Raw genomic sequence first — 17609 nt, forward strand, 5'->3', positions numbered from 1 at the left:
CAGCGGGCATCATCGTTGCCATCCTGCCGTTAATGCTGGCTTTGCGGGTGTCGTACAAGGGGCGATCGCCCAGGAGCAGCGCAAGCTCAATGAGTTGGCGGACCGTGGTCGGCCAGACGCCCGACGATGAGGTTGCCGACGACGTTGGCTAGGCCATAGCCATTAGCAGCCAGGGAATGGCCTTGACCGAAAAGCCCGTCACCTCAGTGAAGATTGGCGATAAGTAGCTGAAAGCCGTAAGGTCGCGCCGATGATGAGCGCGCTAGTCAGCCCCACACTGTATCGACGTTCCGCAGTAGATGCCCGGCCAGGATGTAGTCTCCAAGCTTCAACGCCCTTGTCTCCAAGGTTGCCAATTCCTCGGCTGGCAGCTCGACCAATGCGAACTGGCAGTAAAGATTCCTTTGCCTGAAGGACACCTTCGGTCGACTGAGCCCGGCGATGAGCGCCGCGTGCGACTTAACGGCGATACTCTCATGTCCGCGATACTCCACGCGGATGCCTGCCTTCTGGCCCAAGCGCCCGAGTTCGATGGCATCCTGCCAACCTGATTCGTAGTCTAGTTCGACTAGTGCTATCCCAGCTGATTCCAGGAGTCTAATCGCTTCGCCTTTGGTTCCAGCTCGAGCCGTCGTCATTTTTGTCCCCGTTCAAGTTCAAGTCTACCGGCGCACGGCCCGCCAGCTCGCTTCTATGTCGCACTGAGTTCAACTCATTGTTATTCTGGTCACTTGGACCAATGGCAAGGCCCGTTGCCCATGCCAGCCTCGCCCACCCCGTATGCAACCACAGGGAGCGTTCAGTCTCGCCCAAGATTTTGGTCAAAGTGTCTCTTAATTCTGACGTAAGAAAATTCTAAGTCAATATGGGTTGGCCCTGAAGTCCTGCGCGTGACTACCCGGCAACGCGGGCTCTCTCCCCGGCGGCCACAGCTGCAAACCGTCTCTGCGTCCTAGTGATTCGTAGAGGCCTGGCGGCCTTGAAGCTGCTTTTTTTACAGAAGCTCGAGTGGTCGCCGTAGCCTATTGGCATGGCTAACCGCTGCGACGAATTTCGTAGCGCAATCGCTCTCTGGACTTCGCCCATCGCGCTAAAACATGCCGTCCGGTCGGTCGGAAAAACATCCGACATGAAATTTGAATTCATATCAAGTTGTGATATATCAATTTCGAACCAATTCGCACGTGGTAGGCGAACAAAAAGAGCACTAGGGATTATCCCGAACATAACCGCTATTCGTATTGAACTGTCGGTGGCGAGGAGCTAGGATGTTCTTTCGGAGCGCGAATACAAGCGCTCACCAGCCAGAACCTCGCGTCCGAGAGGAAAGAAGCGGTCTGTATGCGCCAGGCCAGCTGTCACGGATGGCAGTGAAATGTCCCGTAGCAAAAATAGACCTACAGCTTAGGAGACGACACGACTGTGCTGAGCCATCATGAGTTTGCCACGCTGATGCTGGTAGACGACAACTCTGGCCCAACGGAGCTAGACCGCGCGGATGTGGAGGCGCTGCTCGCGCATCATCTGATTAGGCTTGAGAGCTTTGGGTCCAACCACAGCCGACCTCAGGTCACAATCGAAGGCTACGCTTTTCTCCGAGCCGTCGGGCGTGTTCGCGCAAGCGATTCTTGGCCATGCCGGGCCTCGCAATGAGTTCATTCCTTTAACCCGTAGAGACTGCCGGCGCTGGCGCTCTCACGGGCTTCCCTGTCGGCCTCCGCCGCAAGGGTCGCGACGTTGCAATTGTCATTCACTCGATTCCCACCATAACGCCCTGCCACCGGTTAGTTCGGGGGACGGGCCGCACTTAGGAGATGCAAAATGACTCAGTGGACAGCAGAACAATGCACGAAAACGCAATTGGCGGGCCTTGAAGCCCTGGTCGGACTAACCAACAAGGCGGTTGAGGGCTTCGAAAGAGTGATGGAGTTGAACCTCCAAACAATGAAGACGACCATGGAGCAGACCCGGGAGGGCGTAATGAAAGCCCTCTCAGTCCAGAACCCACAAGAGCTCGTCGAACTGCAAATCGAATTATTTCAACCTGCAGCCGACAACGTTTTGGCGTATCGGCGTCAACTGCAGGACATCCTTGCTGCAACGCGGGCGGAGTTCGAGAAGGTCGTCGAGGTCCAATACACAACAGGCAAGGGCCAACTGCAGAGTCTCATTGATAGCGCGGTGAGCAACGCCCCATCAGGCTCGACGGCTCCGCTGGCCGCCTGGCAGGAGGCCGTAAAGGCGACCACTACGCTCTATGAGTCGATGCAGTCGACGGCAAAGCAGGCCGTGGAAGTCGCCGAGAACAGTTTCAATACGGCTGCGGCGGCAGCCTCGAAAGGCGCGCGGCATCGTACAGCGCAGGCGTCTCCGGCAGCTGCAAAGTAGTTCGGCGGTTGGCGCATTCACGGTACCGAGAGGGCCAAATTCTCGGAGATACTGGGTCTCGGGTGAGCAGGGGCGCCGGTGTTCCCCTGGCTGGCCCCACTGCTCTGTGTGGCAGCCTGTAGCCAGCGGGAGGGGCTAGGGCCGCCGCTTGAACCGTCGGACCAGCTGCCTCCACGCTGGCTTGCCTTCTTCACGGGACGGGCCTCCATGCCGCGACCACGACCTGATCCGACGCCACCGTCGCGCGCGACGATTCGCACCATTCACCAACTGGGCGACCGCATTCGAGCAAGCCCCGCAGGCGCTCCGCGGCCATGCCGAATACCTCTTTCAGGATCGGTGCAGCGCGCCGCGTGACAGGGGTTTCTCGCGACCCTCGCTTCCAATCACCGGCAGCACCAGCGGGCGCGTCTCCCCGAACTGCGGGGTAGGTGGCAACTCGTGGGCGCGACGGTAGCGCGCCAGTTCGGCGATCAGCTCGTCGGTCGCCGGCACCAGCCAGGTCTTGTTGCCCACTGAGGAACCCGAAACCCCCCAGCGCTATGCCGGTGGGATGGCGTATGGGCTACACCGCCAACAGGCGCGCTTCCCCGACGCAGGCAAGGGCATGGCCATCTTCAACGCCCTGCATGACTTCCTCGGCAAGCGCCGTCCAGGAAGCCTTCCCCGGGTCCAACTCGATGAGAAGGTTTATGCCTTTTGCGTCATATCCGTCAAGCTGAGTGAGGCGGAAGGATCGAAACGATCTAAGATGTTTACAATCATGGACGTTAAGCGGGATAAAGTCTAAGTTTGGGAACATATGCCGGTCTTGACCACCAGCGCCACCACCGCTAACATGTTCGTAATCACAGACCTACATCGTCTTATAGTTCAGGATTACGGACATCATGAAACGAGACGAATCTCCACTTCTGCCTCTTTCCCGGTTCACCGAAGCCGAGCAACTCGGTGCGCGTATCACCCAGCTGCGCCAAGGCCTGAGGCTACGCCAGGCGGATGTAGCTGCGCGCGCCGGGGTCTCCCGGGGAACAGCGATCCTGATCGAAAAAGGTGATCCGGGACGGACTCTTACGCAGATCCTGCGCTATGTTCATGCCCTGGCGCCGGAAGTCACCCTGCAGGCGCTCCTGGCAGGGGATGTGCCGGCATTGATCGCCTTGCATGCGCGCAAGCTGCCACAGCGCATTCGCTCGGCAAGCAAGGCGGAACTGCGTGAACTCGATTTCTAAGGAAAAGCCTTGGCCCCTCGTCGCGCTCCCAACAAGGTAGCGGTATTCGCCCACATCGCCGATCAGGCGGAAGGGCATCACTTCGTGCCCGCGGGACTGCTCAGTCGCGAGACGTCCGCGGGTCGGGAAACCGTCAGCTTCGCCTATGGCACGCGTTACCTGCAGCGGCCGAACGCCATTGAGGTAGACCCTCGCGCGCTCACCTTGGCGCAGGCGCGGCAGGCCGAGCCCGGCACGGTGTGGTACCCGCTGCCCGAGGTGAACGAATTTGGGGGGATCCGCGATGCTGCGCCCGACGCCTGGGGCCGCCGCGTCATCGAGGCCGGGCTCAACGCCGCGCCGAACTCGCTCGACGAATTCACCTACCTGCTGGAGGCCGGCAGCGACCGCGTTGGTGCGCTGGACGTGCGGGAGGACACCAAGAGCCTCGCTCACAAGGGGGCCGGGGGTCTGATCGATCTGCCATACCTCTTGCAGGTGGCTGACGCGGTCGAGAACGGCGAGCCCATTCCGGCGAACCTGCTGCCATACCTCGGCGGCGTGCCGTCGGCCGGCGGCGCCCGCCCGAAAGCTTCCGTGCGGGAGGCCGACGGCGTCCTGTGGCTGGCCAAGTTCCCGTCCAAGACCGACACGCTCAACATGGCAGTCCTCGAGGCTGGCGCCCTGGAGATCGCGCGTGCCGCTGGGTTTTCCGTTCCGCCGGTGAAGGTGATCGCGGTCGGGGGCAAGCCGGTGCTGATGATCCGTCGGTTCGACCGGTACTGGGCGCCGGCCGGGCAACCGCTCGCGGCCATGGCGCGCGGCTACGACACTGAGCCCATGTCTGGCTATACGGAGGGCCGCATTGCGCAGGTCAGCGCCTTGACCCTCATGGGATGCCCGGAGATGGAGTCGATGGCCAAGGGCTACAAGGATCTGGCCCAGACGATTCGCGAGCAGGTCGTGGCGTCGTGCGTGAGAGCCGACAACGAGGAGCTGTTTGCCCGCATGGTGCTCAACATCTTCCTGACCAACGACGATGACCACCTGCGCAACCACGCGTTTGCCTACGACACGCAGCTGCAGGGCTGGCGCCTGAGCCCGCTGTATGACGTCGTGCCGCGGGCGTCCGTTTCCATGGAGCGCCGCCTGCACCTGAGCGTGGGCACGCAGGGGAAGCTTGCAACCCTCGATAATGCGATGAGCGAGTTCTCTGCCTTCGTGGCGGACCGGCCTACGGCGCTCGACGTGATTCGCCGGGTATGGGGTGCCGTACGGGGCTGGAAGAACATTTTTGAAGGCCTGGGAGCCACGCCGGATCTGATCCGCACGCTCGAGCAGGCCATCCGAAGCCTCTCGGACATTGCGAGTCCGGCGCTGGAGAAGGACATCCGGCGCGGCGCGGAAGGCAAGGCAGCATAAAAACGGCGAGGAGATCCTCGCCGTTTCCAGTTGCAGGGTGTACTGCTGTCGGCGAGCTGCCAAAGGGCATGCGGATGCCGGCCTTGCAGGGTTTGAAGGCCGTTGCGCAACTGCCCGATTAATTGCATCAGGTGGTCGCGGCGCTCGCGTCCTTCACGGCCTGCGATCAGCGCCAGGCTGCTCAGGAGCGCATGGACGATGGCCGGCGGCGCAGCCGCGCTGTGGATGGAAGGACGGGCCACGTTGGCTAGATGTTCCGTCTCCCACAGGTCGTGGCTCAGATAACGGGTCTCATATTGAGAACGAGAGCCGCCGCCATTTCCAGCGCGGCATGGGCGGATTGGCCCTTGCGATCTACCTGCCGACCCTTACGCCGACGGAGCCCGCGGCCAGTTCAACCCATGTGCCGATGGCGCGCCCGAGAAGTTCAATCCATACTCCGACGGACTTCGCACTTTCCGTTTTTGATCTCTATACGGAACTGAGCCCGGACCTTGGCTTTACACTCCAAGTCGTCAACGAGAGGACCACGACGGACTAGACTGACAAGATATAGTGCCAGGAGAAAAGCAGCCAAGCCAACGTTGCTGCTTTTCACCAGATCTCGACATTCTGGAGCGGCAATGCAGTCCGAGCATGGCTTGCGTTACGTGTTGGGTTCCAAAGAGCCTGCATGCCTTGTTTGCGCCGCCGGGCGCGGACGTCGCTCGCTAGTCCGCGATCCCTTCTATTGGCAGTGGCGAGCTAGCTGGCTCATCGCCTGTCTCTTTTTGGGCGTGGCGACTGCGGCCATGGCAGCATCGGGCGACCAGCCGGAGGCGGCAGGGGATGCAAACGTCTGTAGCTCGAGCTGGTTCCCGCGAGGAATGCGACTGCAAATGGAAGCCGATGGCGAAATGCCCATGTCACGCCGATCCACGCAGATGGCTCCCTTGCCCACAGCTTCAGGATGCCAGACCGACCTGGAAATCCAATCCAAGACGGCACTGGCGGCGCTGATGGGCCCGCCTGTCATCACGGAGCAGAGGCAGCGCTTACTCTTGCGGCCAGCTGAAGATGGGGCACCGCCGGGTATAACTGGCAGCGGCACGGTCAACGCCTGGGCGCGTTACACGCGCCTGTATGGCACGACTACCATTGATGGTCTTGGCCTGCTGGACTATCAATACCGCGGTTTGCCGCTACAAGAGGGCGACGTCATTAGTGGGGCCACAGTCGAATCCAGCGTTTCCTTCACTATCTATGCCCGTGACTCGGGCGTTGAAGTCGGCAAGCTAGTTGCCCCACATGCGACTGTCACAGTAGCCTCGCGCCGAGTGGGCAAACGCCAGGTGATTCAGACCGCACTAGGCCCTTCGGAATGCGTGCCGATTCACTACATACGCGTGGCTTCGATCGGTCCGATGATCATCGCAGGCGAGCAAGTCTTGTCCGAGCCTTCGCACATGGAAGTCACCGACTGGTTCTGCCCGGTCACTGGCGCGGTGATGCGTCAGGACATCACTGAGGGCAACAAGATGCAGCGCATCGACACGACTGCTGCAGATCCGCTCGAGCAAACCTCACAGGCCTTGCCTTAGTCGCTGCACCGGCTATGGGGTGATCGCACTTTTGGTGCGTGTATCGACTCGACGCCTTTTGCAAGCTTCTTGTCGGTGATGTCGAAACGCCCTGCATGCATGTATCCGGCTTGCCTAGTGGGCGCCTTGCCGATCCCTCTAGGGCGATGTTTGGCTTCCTCGGCGATGCAATCTCAATCGGTGATTCAACCGAAGCCGTTACGCCGGAGTTTAAATGCAATTAATCGCCAAGCTTCGCCTACAACCGTCAATCGCTGGCTGGCATGAGGCAGTTTCCCTCGGCATAGAGGGCAACCAATTCCGTTTCGGATATTATTTCACTATCATGAAATAATCTGGCCAGCAGCCTGGACGCTGGCTTGCCTTCTTCACGGGACGGGCCTCCATGCCGCGACCACTACCTGATCCGACGCCACCGACGCGCGCGACGATTCGCACCATTCACCAACTGGGCGACCGCATTCGAGCAACCCGGGCAGGGGAACGGATGCCAATTGACCAGGCGGCGAGGCATTGCGGTGTCTCTGTCGGCATACTGTCCAAGCTCGAGAACGGGAAGGGCGTCAACCTTGAGCACGCCCTGCGAGTGATGGACGGGCTGGGTTTGACGATGCTGGTCGTTCCCAAGGCGCATGCGCCTTGGCTCGAACAGGCAGCGGCCCATGCGGCCAAGATCGGCGAGGATACGGCCAGGGAACAGCATGCCTGGCTGGAAGCGTAGAGGCGCGATCAGGACGGGCGTCATTCTCGGATGCGGTCCTTGATCGGTGCGGCAATGCCATTCGCTTGGCGTGCGGACGCGCCTTATGGCTTGCTGGTCCATACGAAGCGGTGCCGCTCCTGCGGCCGGCTTTCCCCAGGCTGTGGCGTGGGCGGCAACCCATGCGTGTGGGGGAATCGGCGAAGAAGCGCTCGTAGGAACCCAGCTGGGAAACAATCACTCTGTCCCGGCCCCTCCCACCATCCGATACCCCATTGCCCGGTACCCTCGTTGGCGCTTGTCCCACATCCGCAGCAAGGCCGCGTGACCAGTGTCGACAAAATCGATGATCCGTACGTCGGTCTTATCGGCATGTTCCCGGTGCAGCCGGCCCGCATACTGTTGCAGGGTTCCCCGCCACGACACAGGCATCGCCAGCACCAGGGTGTCGAGTGGCGGGTGGTCGAAGCCTTCACCAACTAGCTTGCCGATCGCCAGCAAGACGCGAGGCGCGTCGGCTGGCAGGGCGTCGAGCGCCGTGATCATTGCGGTACGTTGCGGCTTCGACATCCGTCCGTGCAGCACGAAGAGTGGGGAAATTTTCCCGTCCAACGCAGCCTGGATGGCGTTGAGATGTTCGGTGCGTTCTGTCAGCACCAAAATCTTACGGCCTTGCCTGAAGGCCTCGAGCACTTCCGCGGCGATGGCGTCAGTGCGGGCCTGGTTGTGGACCAGATGCCGAAATACGTCCTGAATTCCCGACTCTGTCGGCAGCTCAATTGGTGAAAGGCAGGTGTGCGGTACGACAGCCAGGGCGTGAGGTGAGCTGGCCGGCTTCGCCGCCGTGTACCGGATCGGCCCGCACTGCATGAAGATGATGGGCTGCTGGCCATCCCGGCGAAGCGGCGTGGCGGTCAGGCCGAGCACGTACTTTGCCTTGGTCCGTTTCAGGATCGCGTCGAACGACACGGCGCCGATATGGTGGCATTCGTCGACGATGACATGACCGTAGTGCTCGACCAGCGGGTTGACTTCGCCCTGCCGCGACAGAGATTGCATCACTGCGATGTCGATCTGGCCGGAAGGCTTGGCCTTGCCGCCGCCGATGGTGCCAACCACGCCTTTGCCGACGCCCAGAAAGGCTTGCAGGCGCTCCTGCCATTGCTTGAGCAGTTCCGTGCGATGCACCAGCACCAAGGTATTGACCCCGCGACGGGCGATCATGGCGGCCGCCGTCACCGTTTTGCCGAAGGCGGTCGGTGCGCATAGCACGCCGGCATCGTGCTGCAACATCCCGGCAATGGCGGCCTCCTGGTCGAGGCGAAGCGTGCCGACGAAGCCAACATCGATGGGCTCACCCGAGTAGCGCTCGTCGCGTAGATCACAGCGGATGCCATGGTCGCGCAGCAGTTCCAGCGCGGCATCGAGACAGCCGCGCGGCAGGGCGATGTGCTGCGGATAGTTTTCTGCATTGCCGATCACGCGTGGCTTGTCCCACACCGACATCCGCATCGCTTGCGCCTTATAGAACTCGGGGTTCTGGAATGCCGCCAGACGAATCAGGCGGTTGGCCAGCGGCTGTGGCAGTTGCGCCTTCTCAAAATAGATCAGGTTGGCCAGCGTCACGGTCAGCGACTCCGGCATCTTGCCTGTGAGCTTCTTTGCCGCCGAAGCTTCGTGCTTCCATGGCGTGACCAAATCCTCATCGCCGATGAAGGTGACATCCAACGGGTGGACGCTACCCGTGGCACGAAAGATGGTTGGCTCGATGTCGTGCGGCGCCATCGGCTGGATTGAGGCCAGGAAGGCCCACTGGTCGGGATAGGGATGAAGATCGGCATCGACGAACACGCTGCAGCCGTGCTCACGCGATCGCTTCTGCAGTGGCAGGGCAATCAGATTGCCGAAGCCGCCCTTTGGCATCGTGTCCTGGTTGGGAAACAGACGGTCATAGGAGGCCAGCTTGAGTTGCCGGGTACGCGAGCAGGTGTGGCTGATGATGGCCGTGCCCAGGCGGCGCGCATCGCGCGCCGAGACCTTGCCCGCGAAGAAGACCCAAGCATGCGCGCCCTGGCCGGAACGAGAAATTTCCAGCGCGACCGGCACACCCAGCTCACCGCAGGACTTCACGAAGGCACGGGCATCGTCCTGCCACTCGGCCTCGTCGAAATCGACGGCGAGGAAATAGCAGGTGTCGTCTTCGAGCAGCGGATAGACGCCCACAGTATGCTCACCGGCCAAATGGTCGTAGATGACCTGATCAGAGAGCGGAATCAGCAATCGGTTGCCGCAGTCGCCGCACTTGATGCGCGGCTTCTCGCAAACGTCGGCGTGCCATTCGTTGGCGCAAGCTGGCGCGTAACCAGACTTACCCGTGGATTTACTCTCCCAGCGGATCGGGTAGACATCCGTGCGCCCGCTAAACAGCCGGCGGAACAGCGCGACCTTCTCGCCCGTGGAAAGATGGCGCTGTTCCGCCTCCTGAACGCAAGACGCCGGCTTCGGTGGCATGCGCCATTCGATGCCATGCGCTTCCAGCAGCGCGATCAGGCGGGCGTTTTCGACTTGCAGCGCGGCGAGCGCATCGTCAGCCATCGACTCCATACTCGGCCAGCAATTCGTCCATGTCATTGCTCACACCATAGCCGAAATCGTCACTGATGCATCGCACCTTGGTCAGGCGTGCCCAAAGTGCCGGCTGCTGTGTAGTTGGCAAGGCAGTGATCATTTTCAGCGACTGCTCGAACATCCGTACCAAGGCGTCGAAATAGCCATCGTCCTGGAAACCAATGTCAGCACTGAAGCCGGACGCCCGTTCGCAATAGAACACCATCAGTTCGGCTAACCCATCAGGCCGGCCAATGGCCCACTTGTAGTCCGAGATCGCCTTCTTCGCCTTGGCCACCGACGTGTCCTGGTTCTTGAATACATCCGGCCACAGCCAGCGGTCGATGGTCACCTTGTATGGCTTGAGTACATCGCCGCCCAACGCAAACCGGGCGTGCAGGAAGGCCTGGTTATCTTTGCTTGCCTCGTACAGGGCCTGCACTAGCCCCAGCAGGCCGGCACGCTCGAAGTCGGTCAGCCTGGCTTTGACATGGCTCCAAGACGGCGAGGCTTTGCGCGCGGCTTTTGGCTTCATTACATGCATCGGAATGTCTCCACTGTGGCCCCCTCTCCAGCGTCGTCAGTTGTAGCGCGAACGGACACCGGTTCGCGCACGTGTCCTGTCAGTTCCGTGGCCAGCACCTTGTTGGCAGGCCCTCCCGCGCGGAGTGGGCCTCGTTGCTGCATGTGGTGGCGCTTCACGCGTCCTAGTGAAGCTTGGGTCGATGCGCCACACCAAAACGCACTGACAAATCGCCGAGACGCTTGTCGAGGGTCCATAGCTGTGCGCCTGGTGTGATCAAAGTGGAAGCCAGCAATGAGACGTCCACCAGGCCGCAACCCAGCCCATACAATTTCTCGTGCTCGATGAACGCCATTACCTCTGCCAGGCTCGCCTGCTTGGCTGGCTGCAGCAGTCCGATGTCGCCGAGTGTCCGGGCACGTGGGGCTGGGGGCGTCCCGCAAGCCAATTCAACCAAGACCATAGGGTGGGTCAGTGCTTGATCCGACACGATCAAATTGACCAGTGCGTCATTGCGGTTCTTAAAATGATCGACCCATACAGAGGTATCGACGAGGACGCTCATTTCGCTTCAGGCTCCATACGGCGACGTGGCACATCTTGCATGCCTGGAGCGGCGCCACCCAGTGCCGCGAGGCGCTTGGCCGCTTGTACCCGGACGAAAGTCTTGATGGCCTCACGAAAAAGGTCGGATTTGTCCATGCCGGGGTCGGCCACCTCTAGCGCTTGTTCATAGAGGGCGTCGTCGATGGTGACGGTGGTGCGCATAACATGTTCCTTGCCTCAAAATTGATGTAATTTTGCACCAAATATAGCATCTAATCAAGAAGGGCACGAATCCTGTCTGTTTGCTTGCGCGCCATCTCGTTGCGCACTGGGAGCGCAGACAGCCGAAAGCCGACTAGGGCACTGAGAAGGCTTTGCCTAGGGCGGACCGGTGGACGGTGTTCCGGGGGGGGGCTTCGAAATTTTCGTTACCGGCATGTCTGCGAAGTCACGTGGCTAGGCAATTTCGCAGGCGGTGTCTGCGGAATGTGGTCGACGGACCAAGAGGCGCCGCGCCGGAACCTCCTCGAAAGATCAGTGATCGTCGCTTGAGCAAGGCTTGCCCATGCCGTGCGGTCCTGGCCTGCCTTGCTCAAACTCGACAATGCGGCGACCGATTTCCCTGTCGTGGCAGTCATCAGCGCGCCCGGTGGCTTCCAGCGGGGCTACGATGTCGCCGTGGATGCTGCCATAGCCGGCGCTGCCCGGAATAGCGCGAACGAGATCTGCGTTGAATCACGGTTCTTCCTTCTTCGGGGTGCCCCAACCGATTCGATGCCGCTCCTGCGGAGCCGACCGGCTCGGCGCCCATGTCGACGTATTGCAGGGGGTGCGTGCTGCGCTCGTGGGTTGCTTCGACAGGCCGGGCGCATACTGGATACAGACGTGGCCTGGGGTGAAACCGGGGGCTCGCGCAGCCTATCGCAGTGTAAGTGCAGCATCGGTATGGCGCCGCCCAAGTGTATTTTAGGGCGGAGAAAATCATTGGTTGGCAGCGATGGCGAGCAACGTCGAGGGAGAGAAGTAGATACGCGTTGAAACATAGATATGTTATGTTTATACTTGTATCAACATTGTTTGGAGGCATCTTCATGCGAAAAAGCGCAACCCTGACGATTCAGAAGTGGGGCAACAGCTTGGCCGTTCGAATCCCCACTGCGGTGGCTCGTTCTGCACATTTCGCCGAGGGTCAGGAAGTGGAGGTATCCGTCGATGAGATTGGCGTAACTGTTCGACCAGTTGGTCGTCGTGCCCTCACTCTCGCGGAAAAGCTTGCCCTGTTTGACCCCATCAAGCACGGCGGCGAAGCCATGGCCACGCGGCGTGTCGGCGCGGAGGCCATGTAATGGCGGGCAAGCTATGGGCGCCTGAACGACGAGACATTATTTGGATCGACTGCAATCCGCAAGCCGGCCGCGAGATGAAGGATATGCATCCGATGCTTGTTCTTTCACCGCGGCCGTTTAATGAAAGGACTAGTATCGTGATTGGCTTGCCGATGACTACGGCAGCCTACAATGAGACCAATCCGTTTGCGATCAAGTTTCAGGGCCCGAAGGGAAAGGACAGCTACGTTCTGGCCCATCAACCCAAGTCGTTTGACTGGCGAGCCCGAAACGCAAGGGCTCACCCCTGGAAGCAGGCGCCCTTGGAGGTTTTTGCTGCCGTTTGCGAGCAGCTAAACCAGATTATCGCGATCGCGGAGTGACTTCCGTGCTTGACCGCACAGCGCGTTTGTAAGCGGGAAGCCAAAATCAACCCTGGTTCCAACCCCTTCTTGCTGTGCAGGTTGGCGCTGGTGGTGGCGATCGAGGCATGGCCAAAGTTGTCGTACACATAGCGCAGGTCGACATGCTGGTCGCTCACGTGCAAGCCGGCGGGATGTCGCAGCCGGTGGCATGCCTCATAAACGCTGTGCGGAGGCCGGCGTTAGCGCCACCGACGTAGGACACGATTTCGCGACGCTGGGCATCTCTTTGAGAGGAGGAAGCGCTTCGGCAGGCGGAACAGCGCATTCCTCCCGGCAACGTCGTGGCGCGTTGTCCGATGGGCATCATCCAGGTCGATCATTCAGGCCGATGCGATCGTGGTGGATGACGTATATCGGCGCCCAATCGGTCGGCCATGGCTAAGTCGGCGATCGACGTTACTACACGATGCGTCGTGGGAGTGTAGGTGGGGATAGCTCGCCCGAATGCGGCGACGGTCGCCTTGCAATTGACTCCCGTCGTGTTGCCGTGAAGTGTAGTAAAGATGGGTCTCCCGCACTTTGTGTGACGACCGCGTCAAGGGCTTGATTTCGGGCCGATCTGGCTTTACGTTGATCGTTACCATGAGCCACGTTCTCGGTGGGATCGATCGTATTCTCGCCCGTGTGGGTAAGCGCGTCATCTCCAGCGATGCGCGAGGGGAGACCATTACCGTCGAAGCCTGCAGTACGGTTCGCGCGGCACCTTGTCCTGCCTGCCATCGTTGGAGTAATCGACGCCACGGCAGCTATGTGCGCAGGCTGGAAGAACGTCCGATGCTCGAGCAGCGGGTCGTTCTCGCCGTTGAGGTGCGTCGCTTCAAGTGTGCAAACGCCGGCTGCCCGCGTCGTACCTTTGCCGAGAACATCCACGCCTTAGCCGGTCCGCATCAACGTCGTACGCGATCGCAGGCTCGGGCGTTGCACGCGCTGGGCCATGCCCTCGGTGGTGAGGCGGCAGCCAGGCTTGCTAACGTCCTGGGCTTGCGCACCAGTGCCGACACCGTGCTGTGGGAGTTGCGCAGAGCTCCTGAGCGCAAGCGCAAACCACGACCGCGGGTCGTCGGCATCGATGACTGGGCGATCGCGCGCGGTCACCAGTACGGAACGATCATCGTCGACCTGGAGCGGCGTGAGCCTATCGAAGTGTTCGCCGGCAGGGAAGGAACTGCGGTGGCCGCGTGGATGCGTGCGCACCCATCGATCGAGATCGTCGCCAGGGACCGGGCTGGGGCCTACTGCGAGGCGGTCGACATCGCGCTGCCGGCAGCCACGCAAATCTCGGATCGCTGGCATCTACTGTGCAACTTGCGCGACAACGTTGAGAGACTGCTGTGCCGACTCGGACCGCAACTGCGCCAAGCCGCGCAGCAAGTCGAGGTCGGTGGCGTGACCCTGGGACGGCAGCGGGAGCTGAGCCGCAACTCACTGTGGTCATGGCAGCGTCTGAGCGATCAGCGACGCGCCTCGCGGGTGGCGCTGTACGAGCGGGTTATGGCGCTACACGCCCAGGGCGGCACGATGAAAGGAATCGGGCACGAGCTCTCAATCGACCATCGAACCGTGCGCAACTTCATCACCGCGGGGGCATTCCCCGAGCGCGCACCCAGGGCGCGGGGTCCGACGCCTTTAAATCCCTATCGCAGCTATATCGAGGAGCGAATCGCACAGGGCTGTCGCTTTCCTGAACTGATCTGGCAGGAACTCAAGCAGCGGGGCTATACGGGCAGTCGCGCCGCCGTTCGGAATTGCGTGATTCGCCTCCTTTTTCCGCAGGGCAAGAAGCTCTTTTCCCAGCACCCGTGCGCACGATGCCGTGCCCGTCGGCCAGGCGCGTATTCGGATGGCTTATAGGATGGAGGAGCTCGCGGTCGCGGAGCCCAGGAGCGCGGACCCGAGCGCTTCGTGCAGGCGCTGTGCAAGATCGAACCCGTGGTGGGCGAGGTCCGCAGCCTCGCGCGGGAGTTTCTCGGGCTCATGCGCCGGCGAAGTCCGCGGCAGTTCGATCGATGGTTGAAGCGTCTGTCGTGCTGCGACGCTGCGGAAATGCGTAGGTTCGCGCAAAGCCTGCGCGCCGACTTACCGGCTATGCGGGCGGCCTTCAAGCTGCCATGGCAGCAATGGCCAGACCGAGGGTCACGTCAACCGGCTCAAGTTCCTCAAGCGCCAGATGTATGGGCGCGCGAACATCGAGCTTCTGCGGCTGCGGGTATTGAAGCCAAACTGATAGACCTGCCTTGTCCTGCATGACACGCTAGTCCGGTCGCCATCGCGGGCGGGTGAGCTCGTACGGCTAGGACGAACCCTGGCGGGCTCGCCGACGTTTTCAACAAGCAGAAGAATGGTGGTAGTGAGGGGACGACGGCAAGGTCCTCCACGCGAGTTCGCCGTCGTCACACAAATTGCGGAAGACCCAACTTTCCTTTGTTCTACGGCACCGTTCGGCAGTTTGCTGATCCCAACGTGGCGGATTTGACGTTGATGGTTGACTCCGCGGCCAATCCCTTGATCGACCGCCCGCGAGCGCCCCAACGGGTTTCGGTCCAGCGTTGCCTAGACCACCAGCACGGCCGTCATAGATTCCCGCTCAAGCGTGGCATGTCTACTTTTCGCCGAGACGGCCCAGTGTCTCCGGCACGATTGCGGCGCCTGCCAGATAGGCCAGCGTGACGACCGCAAGGAAAACACCAAGGATCACCGGAAGGTCGGCGGGCGTGCCTGCGGCGAGCGAGGCGAGCGTCGGCATCATTCCGCCGATGGCGAAGCCGATGTTCCACGACAAGCCCGTGCCGGAGGCGCGGATGCTGGTGGGAAACCGCTCGTTCAGGAAGATGAGGATCGGGGCGAAGCCGGCGCACCCGAGCATGCTGAGCGCCACCGCGTAGACGCCGCGCAGGGTGGCGGTTGGCGCGGCGGGCATCCATTGGTAGAGCAACGGCATCAGCACCAGGCTGACCGCGCCGATTAGCAGGAAGGCCCGCTTGCGGCCGACCAGCGTGCTGAAATGCCCTGCTGCCACCGACGCGACGATCACACCGAGGCTGCTCAGCATCAGGATGGCCGAGGACTCGCCGGGGGACGCCTTGACCACGACCTTGAGGAAGGTGGGAAGGTAGCCGGAAGTCAGGTAGTAGGTGCTGCCTGCGCCCACGGTCAGCAGGATGTTGACCAGCAGGATGCCACGATACTCGCGCGAGAACAGCGTGCGCAGCGGATGCGCTTGCGGTTTGGCGTGGCCGCTGGCGGCCTTTTCCGCCTGCAGCTGCTTCCACAGCGGCGACTCTTCCAGCGAGTTGAAGATGACCAGCCCCAGCACCGAGCTGACAATGCCGGCGAAGAACATGCATCGCCATCCCCAGACCTCGAAGGCGTCGCCGGGGAACAGCGCCGTCATTGCCATGTACGTGATCGACGCCAGCAGCGCGCCGATGCCCGCGCCGCCGCCGCCCACCAGGCCGGACACCGCGCCGCGCCACGACGGCGGCACCGATTCCGTGCCGATTGTATGCGTCGAAGCGACCACGCCGCCGACGAACACGCCCTGCACCAGCCGCAGCAGGATGAACAGCGCCGGCGCGAAGAGGCCGATCTGGGCGACCGTCGGCAGCAGCCCGAACGCCGCCGTCGACAGGCCGACGCCGGTCACGGCCACCACCATGGCACCCTTGCGCCCGTGCCGGTCCGCGTAGGCCCCGAAGATCGCCGAGCCGAGCGGCCGCATCAGCAGCGTCACCGCGAACGACGCGTACACCGCCGCCAGCGACAGCATCGCATGCTTGGACGGAAAGAACAGCTTGCCGATCACCGGCGCCACGAACAGCAGGATAAACAGGTCGAACAGGTCGAGCGCCCATCCCATGCACGAAGCGGTCACCGCGCCCAGCACCTGCCGGTTGTTCGCGGCCACGGGGGCGCCGCTGGTCGGCACCTTGTCATTTGCCAGCACTTCCATCGTTGTCTCCTTATCTTTTTGAGTGAACGGCTCCCCGCGATGCCCACCGGGGGCATCGTCGACGCGTCCGTCTCTCGGGCTCGGCAGGCGGGTCAGCCCCGCCTGCGCCCGCGGTCAGCTGCCGCGGAATTCGGGATTACGCTTCGCGTGGAACGCTTCCACGCCCTCGCGGAAGTCATCTGAGCTGCGCAGGCGGCTGTAGCAGTGCCCCTCGAGTTCGATGGCGATCGACAGCGGTGCGTCCTCGGTATCGTTGAGCAGCTTCTTGGCGGTGCGCTGGGCCAGCGGGGAGAAGGCGCGCAGCTCGTCGGCCAGCGCGTCGGTGGCGGCTTCCAGCTCGGCGTCGGCCACGCAGTCCACGGCGATGCCCCACTCGTAGGCCTGGCGGCCGGCGATGCGGCGCGAGCGCATGACGATGTCCTTGGTGCGGCCCACGCCCACCATCTTCTGCAGCCGCGCCGAGCCGCCCGAGCCTGGAATCTGGCCGAGCTTCTGCTCGGGCAGGGCGTATTCCGTGGTGGCAGTGGCGATGCGGAAGTCGCACGCCAGCGACAGTTCGAAGCCCACGCCGAAGCAGTAGCCCCGGTTGGCCGCGATCACCGGCTTGCTGCAGCGCGCCGGCGCTGCCACGTTCCACGCCAGGTTCGACACATGCTCCGGCGACGCCTCCAGGAAGCCGCGGATGTCGCCGCCGCTGGAGAAATGCTTGCCCTGCGCGCGCAGCACGATGACACGCACGCGGTCATCGGCGTCCAGTGCCTCGAACACGGCGCGCAACTGGTCGCGGGCCGCCATCGAGATCACGTTGTAGGGCGGACGATGCAGGATGATGTCCGCGCGCTCGCGGGCCGGATCAATCTCCACGGAAAAGCCGTCGAGATCCTGCAGACGCTGCTGGTCGGGATGGGTCAATGCGAAGGGCTGGGTCATGTC

The 17609-nt window shown here is 62.0% G+C and carries 15 protein-coding genes and 3 pseudogenes; 9 read left to right on the forward strand and 9 right to left on the reverse strand.

Translation table 11 applies throughout. From position 1 onward, the window contains the following. Nucleotides 1–266: 266 nt before the first annotated feature. Nucleotides 267–638: a hypothetical protein gene (locus tag AC10V3_RS35440; protein WP_022540389.1), complete on the reverse strand. Its 372-nt coding sequence runs from the start codon at nt 636–638 to the stop codon at nt 267–269. A 1183-nt stretch (nt 639–1821) separates the two neighbouring features. On the opposite strand from AC10V3_RS35440, the gene phaP2 reads away from it, so the two are divergent. Further along, on the forward strand, nt 1822–2388 hold the full coding sequence (phaP2, locus tag AC10V3_RS35445; protein WP_022540387.1) for a TIGR01841 family phasin PhaP2: 567 nt from the start codon (nt 1822–1824) through the stop codon (nt 2386–2388). A 295-nt stretch (nt 2389–2683) separates the two neighbouring features. Here phaP2 and AC10V3_RS35450 read toward each other — a convergent pair. Beyond that, nucleotides 2684–2904: pseudogene (locus AC10V3_RS35450) on the reverse strand (tyrosine-type recombinase/integrase); the annotation flags it as partial. A 91-nt stretch (nt 2905–2995) separates the two neighbouring features. Between AC10V3_RS35450 and AC10V3_RS35455 the strand changes: the two are divergent. From AC10V3_RS35455 to AC10V3_RS35475, 5 genes are all read left to right on the forward strand, one after another. Continuing rightward, nucleotides 2996–3178, forward strand: coding sequence for a hypothetical protein (locus tag AC10V3_RS35455; RefSeq protein WP_349606537.1), 183 nt, complete (start codon nt 2996–2998; stop codon nt 3176–3178). A gap of 100 nt (nt 3179–3278) precedes the next feature. Continuing rightward, nucleotides 3279–3620, forward strand: coding sequence for a helix-turn-helix transcriptional regulator (locus tag AC10V3_RS35460; protein WP_022540384.1), 342 nt, complete (start codon nt 3279–3281; stop codon nt 3618–3620). 9 nt (nt 3621–3629) lie between these two features. Beyond that, nucleotides 3630–5021, forward strand: coding sequence for a type II toxin-antitoxin system HipA family toxin (locus AC10V3_RS35465; RefSeq protein WP_022540383.1), 1392 nt, complete (start codon nt 3630–3632; stop codon nt 5019–5021). Nucleotides 5022–5899: 878 nt separating this feature from the next. Continuing rightward, nucleotides 5900–6601, forward strand: a complete 702-nt coding sequence (locus AC10V3_RS35470) for a hypothetical protein (protein ID WP_022540381.1) — start codon at nt 5900–5902, stop codon at nt 6599–6601. A gap of 487 nt (nt 6602–7088) precedes the next feature. Beyond that, nucleotides 7089–7322, forward strand: coding sequence for an XRE family transcriptional regulator (locus tag AC10V3_RS35475; protein WP_349606532.1), 234 nt, complete (start codon nt 7089–7091; stop codon nt 7320–7322). A 216-nt stretch (nt 7323–7538) separates the two neighbouring features. Here AC10V3_RS35475 and AC10V3_RS35480 read toward each other — a convergent pair whose 3' ends face one another. The 4 genes from AC10V3_RS35480 to AC10V3_RS35495 form a co-directional block, all read right to left on the reverse strand. Beyond that, a complete protein-coding gene (locus AC10V3_RS35480; RefSeq protein WP_022540379.1) occupies nt 7539–9896 on the reverse strand; it encodes a TOTE conflict system archaeo-eukaryotic primase domain-containing protein in 2358 nt (785 codons plus the stop codon). Beyond that, nucleotides 9889–10443, reverse strand: coding sequence for a hypothetical protein (locus AC10V3_RS35485; RefSeq protein WP_041682312.1), 555 nt, complete (start codon nt 10441–10443; stop codon nt 9889–9891). The genes AC10V3_RS35480 and AC10V3_RS35485 overlap by 8 nt, the downstream gene beginning before the upstream one ends. Nucleotides 10444–10615: 172 nt before the next feature. Next, on the reverse strand, nt 10616–10996 hold the full coding sequence (locus AC10V3_RS35490) for a type II toxin-antitoxin system VapC family toxin (protein ID WP_022540377.1): 381 nt from the start codon (nt 10994–10996) through the stop codon (nt 10616–10618). Further along, the gene (locus AC10V3_RS35495; protein WP_022540376.1) at nt 10993–11199 is read right to left on the reverse strand and encodes a type II toxin-antitoxin system VapB family antitoxin; all 207 of its coding nucleotides are present in this window, start codon (nt 11197–11199) and stop codon (nt 10993–10995) included. Before AC10V3_RS35495 ends, AC10V3_RS35490 begins: the two co-directional genes overlap by 4 nt. A gap of 869 nt (nt 11200–12068) precedes the next feature. On the opposite strand from AC10V3_RS35495, the gene AC10V3_RS35500 reads away from it, so the two are divergent. Both AC10V3_RS35500 and AC10V3_RS35505 read left to right on the forward strand, forming a co-directional pair. After that, entirely contained in the window at nt 12069–12323 is a 255-nt protein-coding gene (locus AC10V3_RS35500; protein WP_041682425.1) for an AbrB/MazE/SpoVT family DNA-binding domain-containing protein, read from the forward strand. Beyond that, nucleotides 12323–12685, forward strand: coding sequence for a type II toxin-antitoxin system PemK/MazF family toxin (locus AC10V3_RS35505; protein ID WP_022540374.1), 363 nt, complete (start codon nt 12323–12325; stop codon nt 12683–12685). Before AC10V3_RS35500 ends, AC10V3_RS35505 begins: the two co-directional genes overlap by 1 nt. Here AC10V3_RS35505 and AC10V3_RS35510 read toward each other — a convergent pair. Further along, nucleotides 12604–12879: pseudogene (locus tag AC10V3_RS35510) on the reverse strand (hypothetical protein); the annotation flags it as partial. The gene AC10V3_RS35505 and the pseudogene AC10V3_RS35510 sit on opposite strands and share 82 nt — an antisense overlap. A 430-nt stretch (nt 12880–13309) precedes the next feature. Here AC10V3_RS35510 and AC10V3_RS35515 point away from each other — a divergent pair. Further along, nucleotides 13310–14951: pseudogene (locus AC10V3_RS35515) on the forward strand (ISL3 family transposase). A gap of 375 nt (nt 14952–15326) precedes the next feature. Here the strand turns inward: AC10V3_RS35515 and AC10V3_RS35520 are convergent. Together AC10V3_RS35520 and AC10V3_RS35525 are read right to left on the reverse strand one after the other, a co-directional pair. Then, the gene (locus AC10V3_RS35520; RefSeq protein WP_022540370.1) at nt 15327–16676 is read right to left on the reverse strand and encodes an MFS transporter; all 1350 of its coding nucleotides are present in this window, start codon (nt 16674–16676) and stop codon (nt 15327–15329) included. A 114-nt stretch (nt 16677–16790) separates the two neighbouring features. Next, nucleotides 16791–17606 (reverse strand): enoyl-CoA hydratase/isomerase family protein, encoded by an 816-nt coding sequence (locus AC10V3_RS35525; protein ID WP_022540369.1) that lies wholly within the window; start codon nt 17604–17606, stop codon nt 16791–16793. Nucleotides 17607–17609: the final 3 nt, after the last annotated feature.

This window comes from Cupriavidus sp. PB-02, assembly GCF_058252315.1.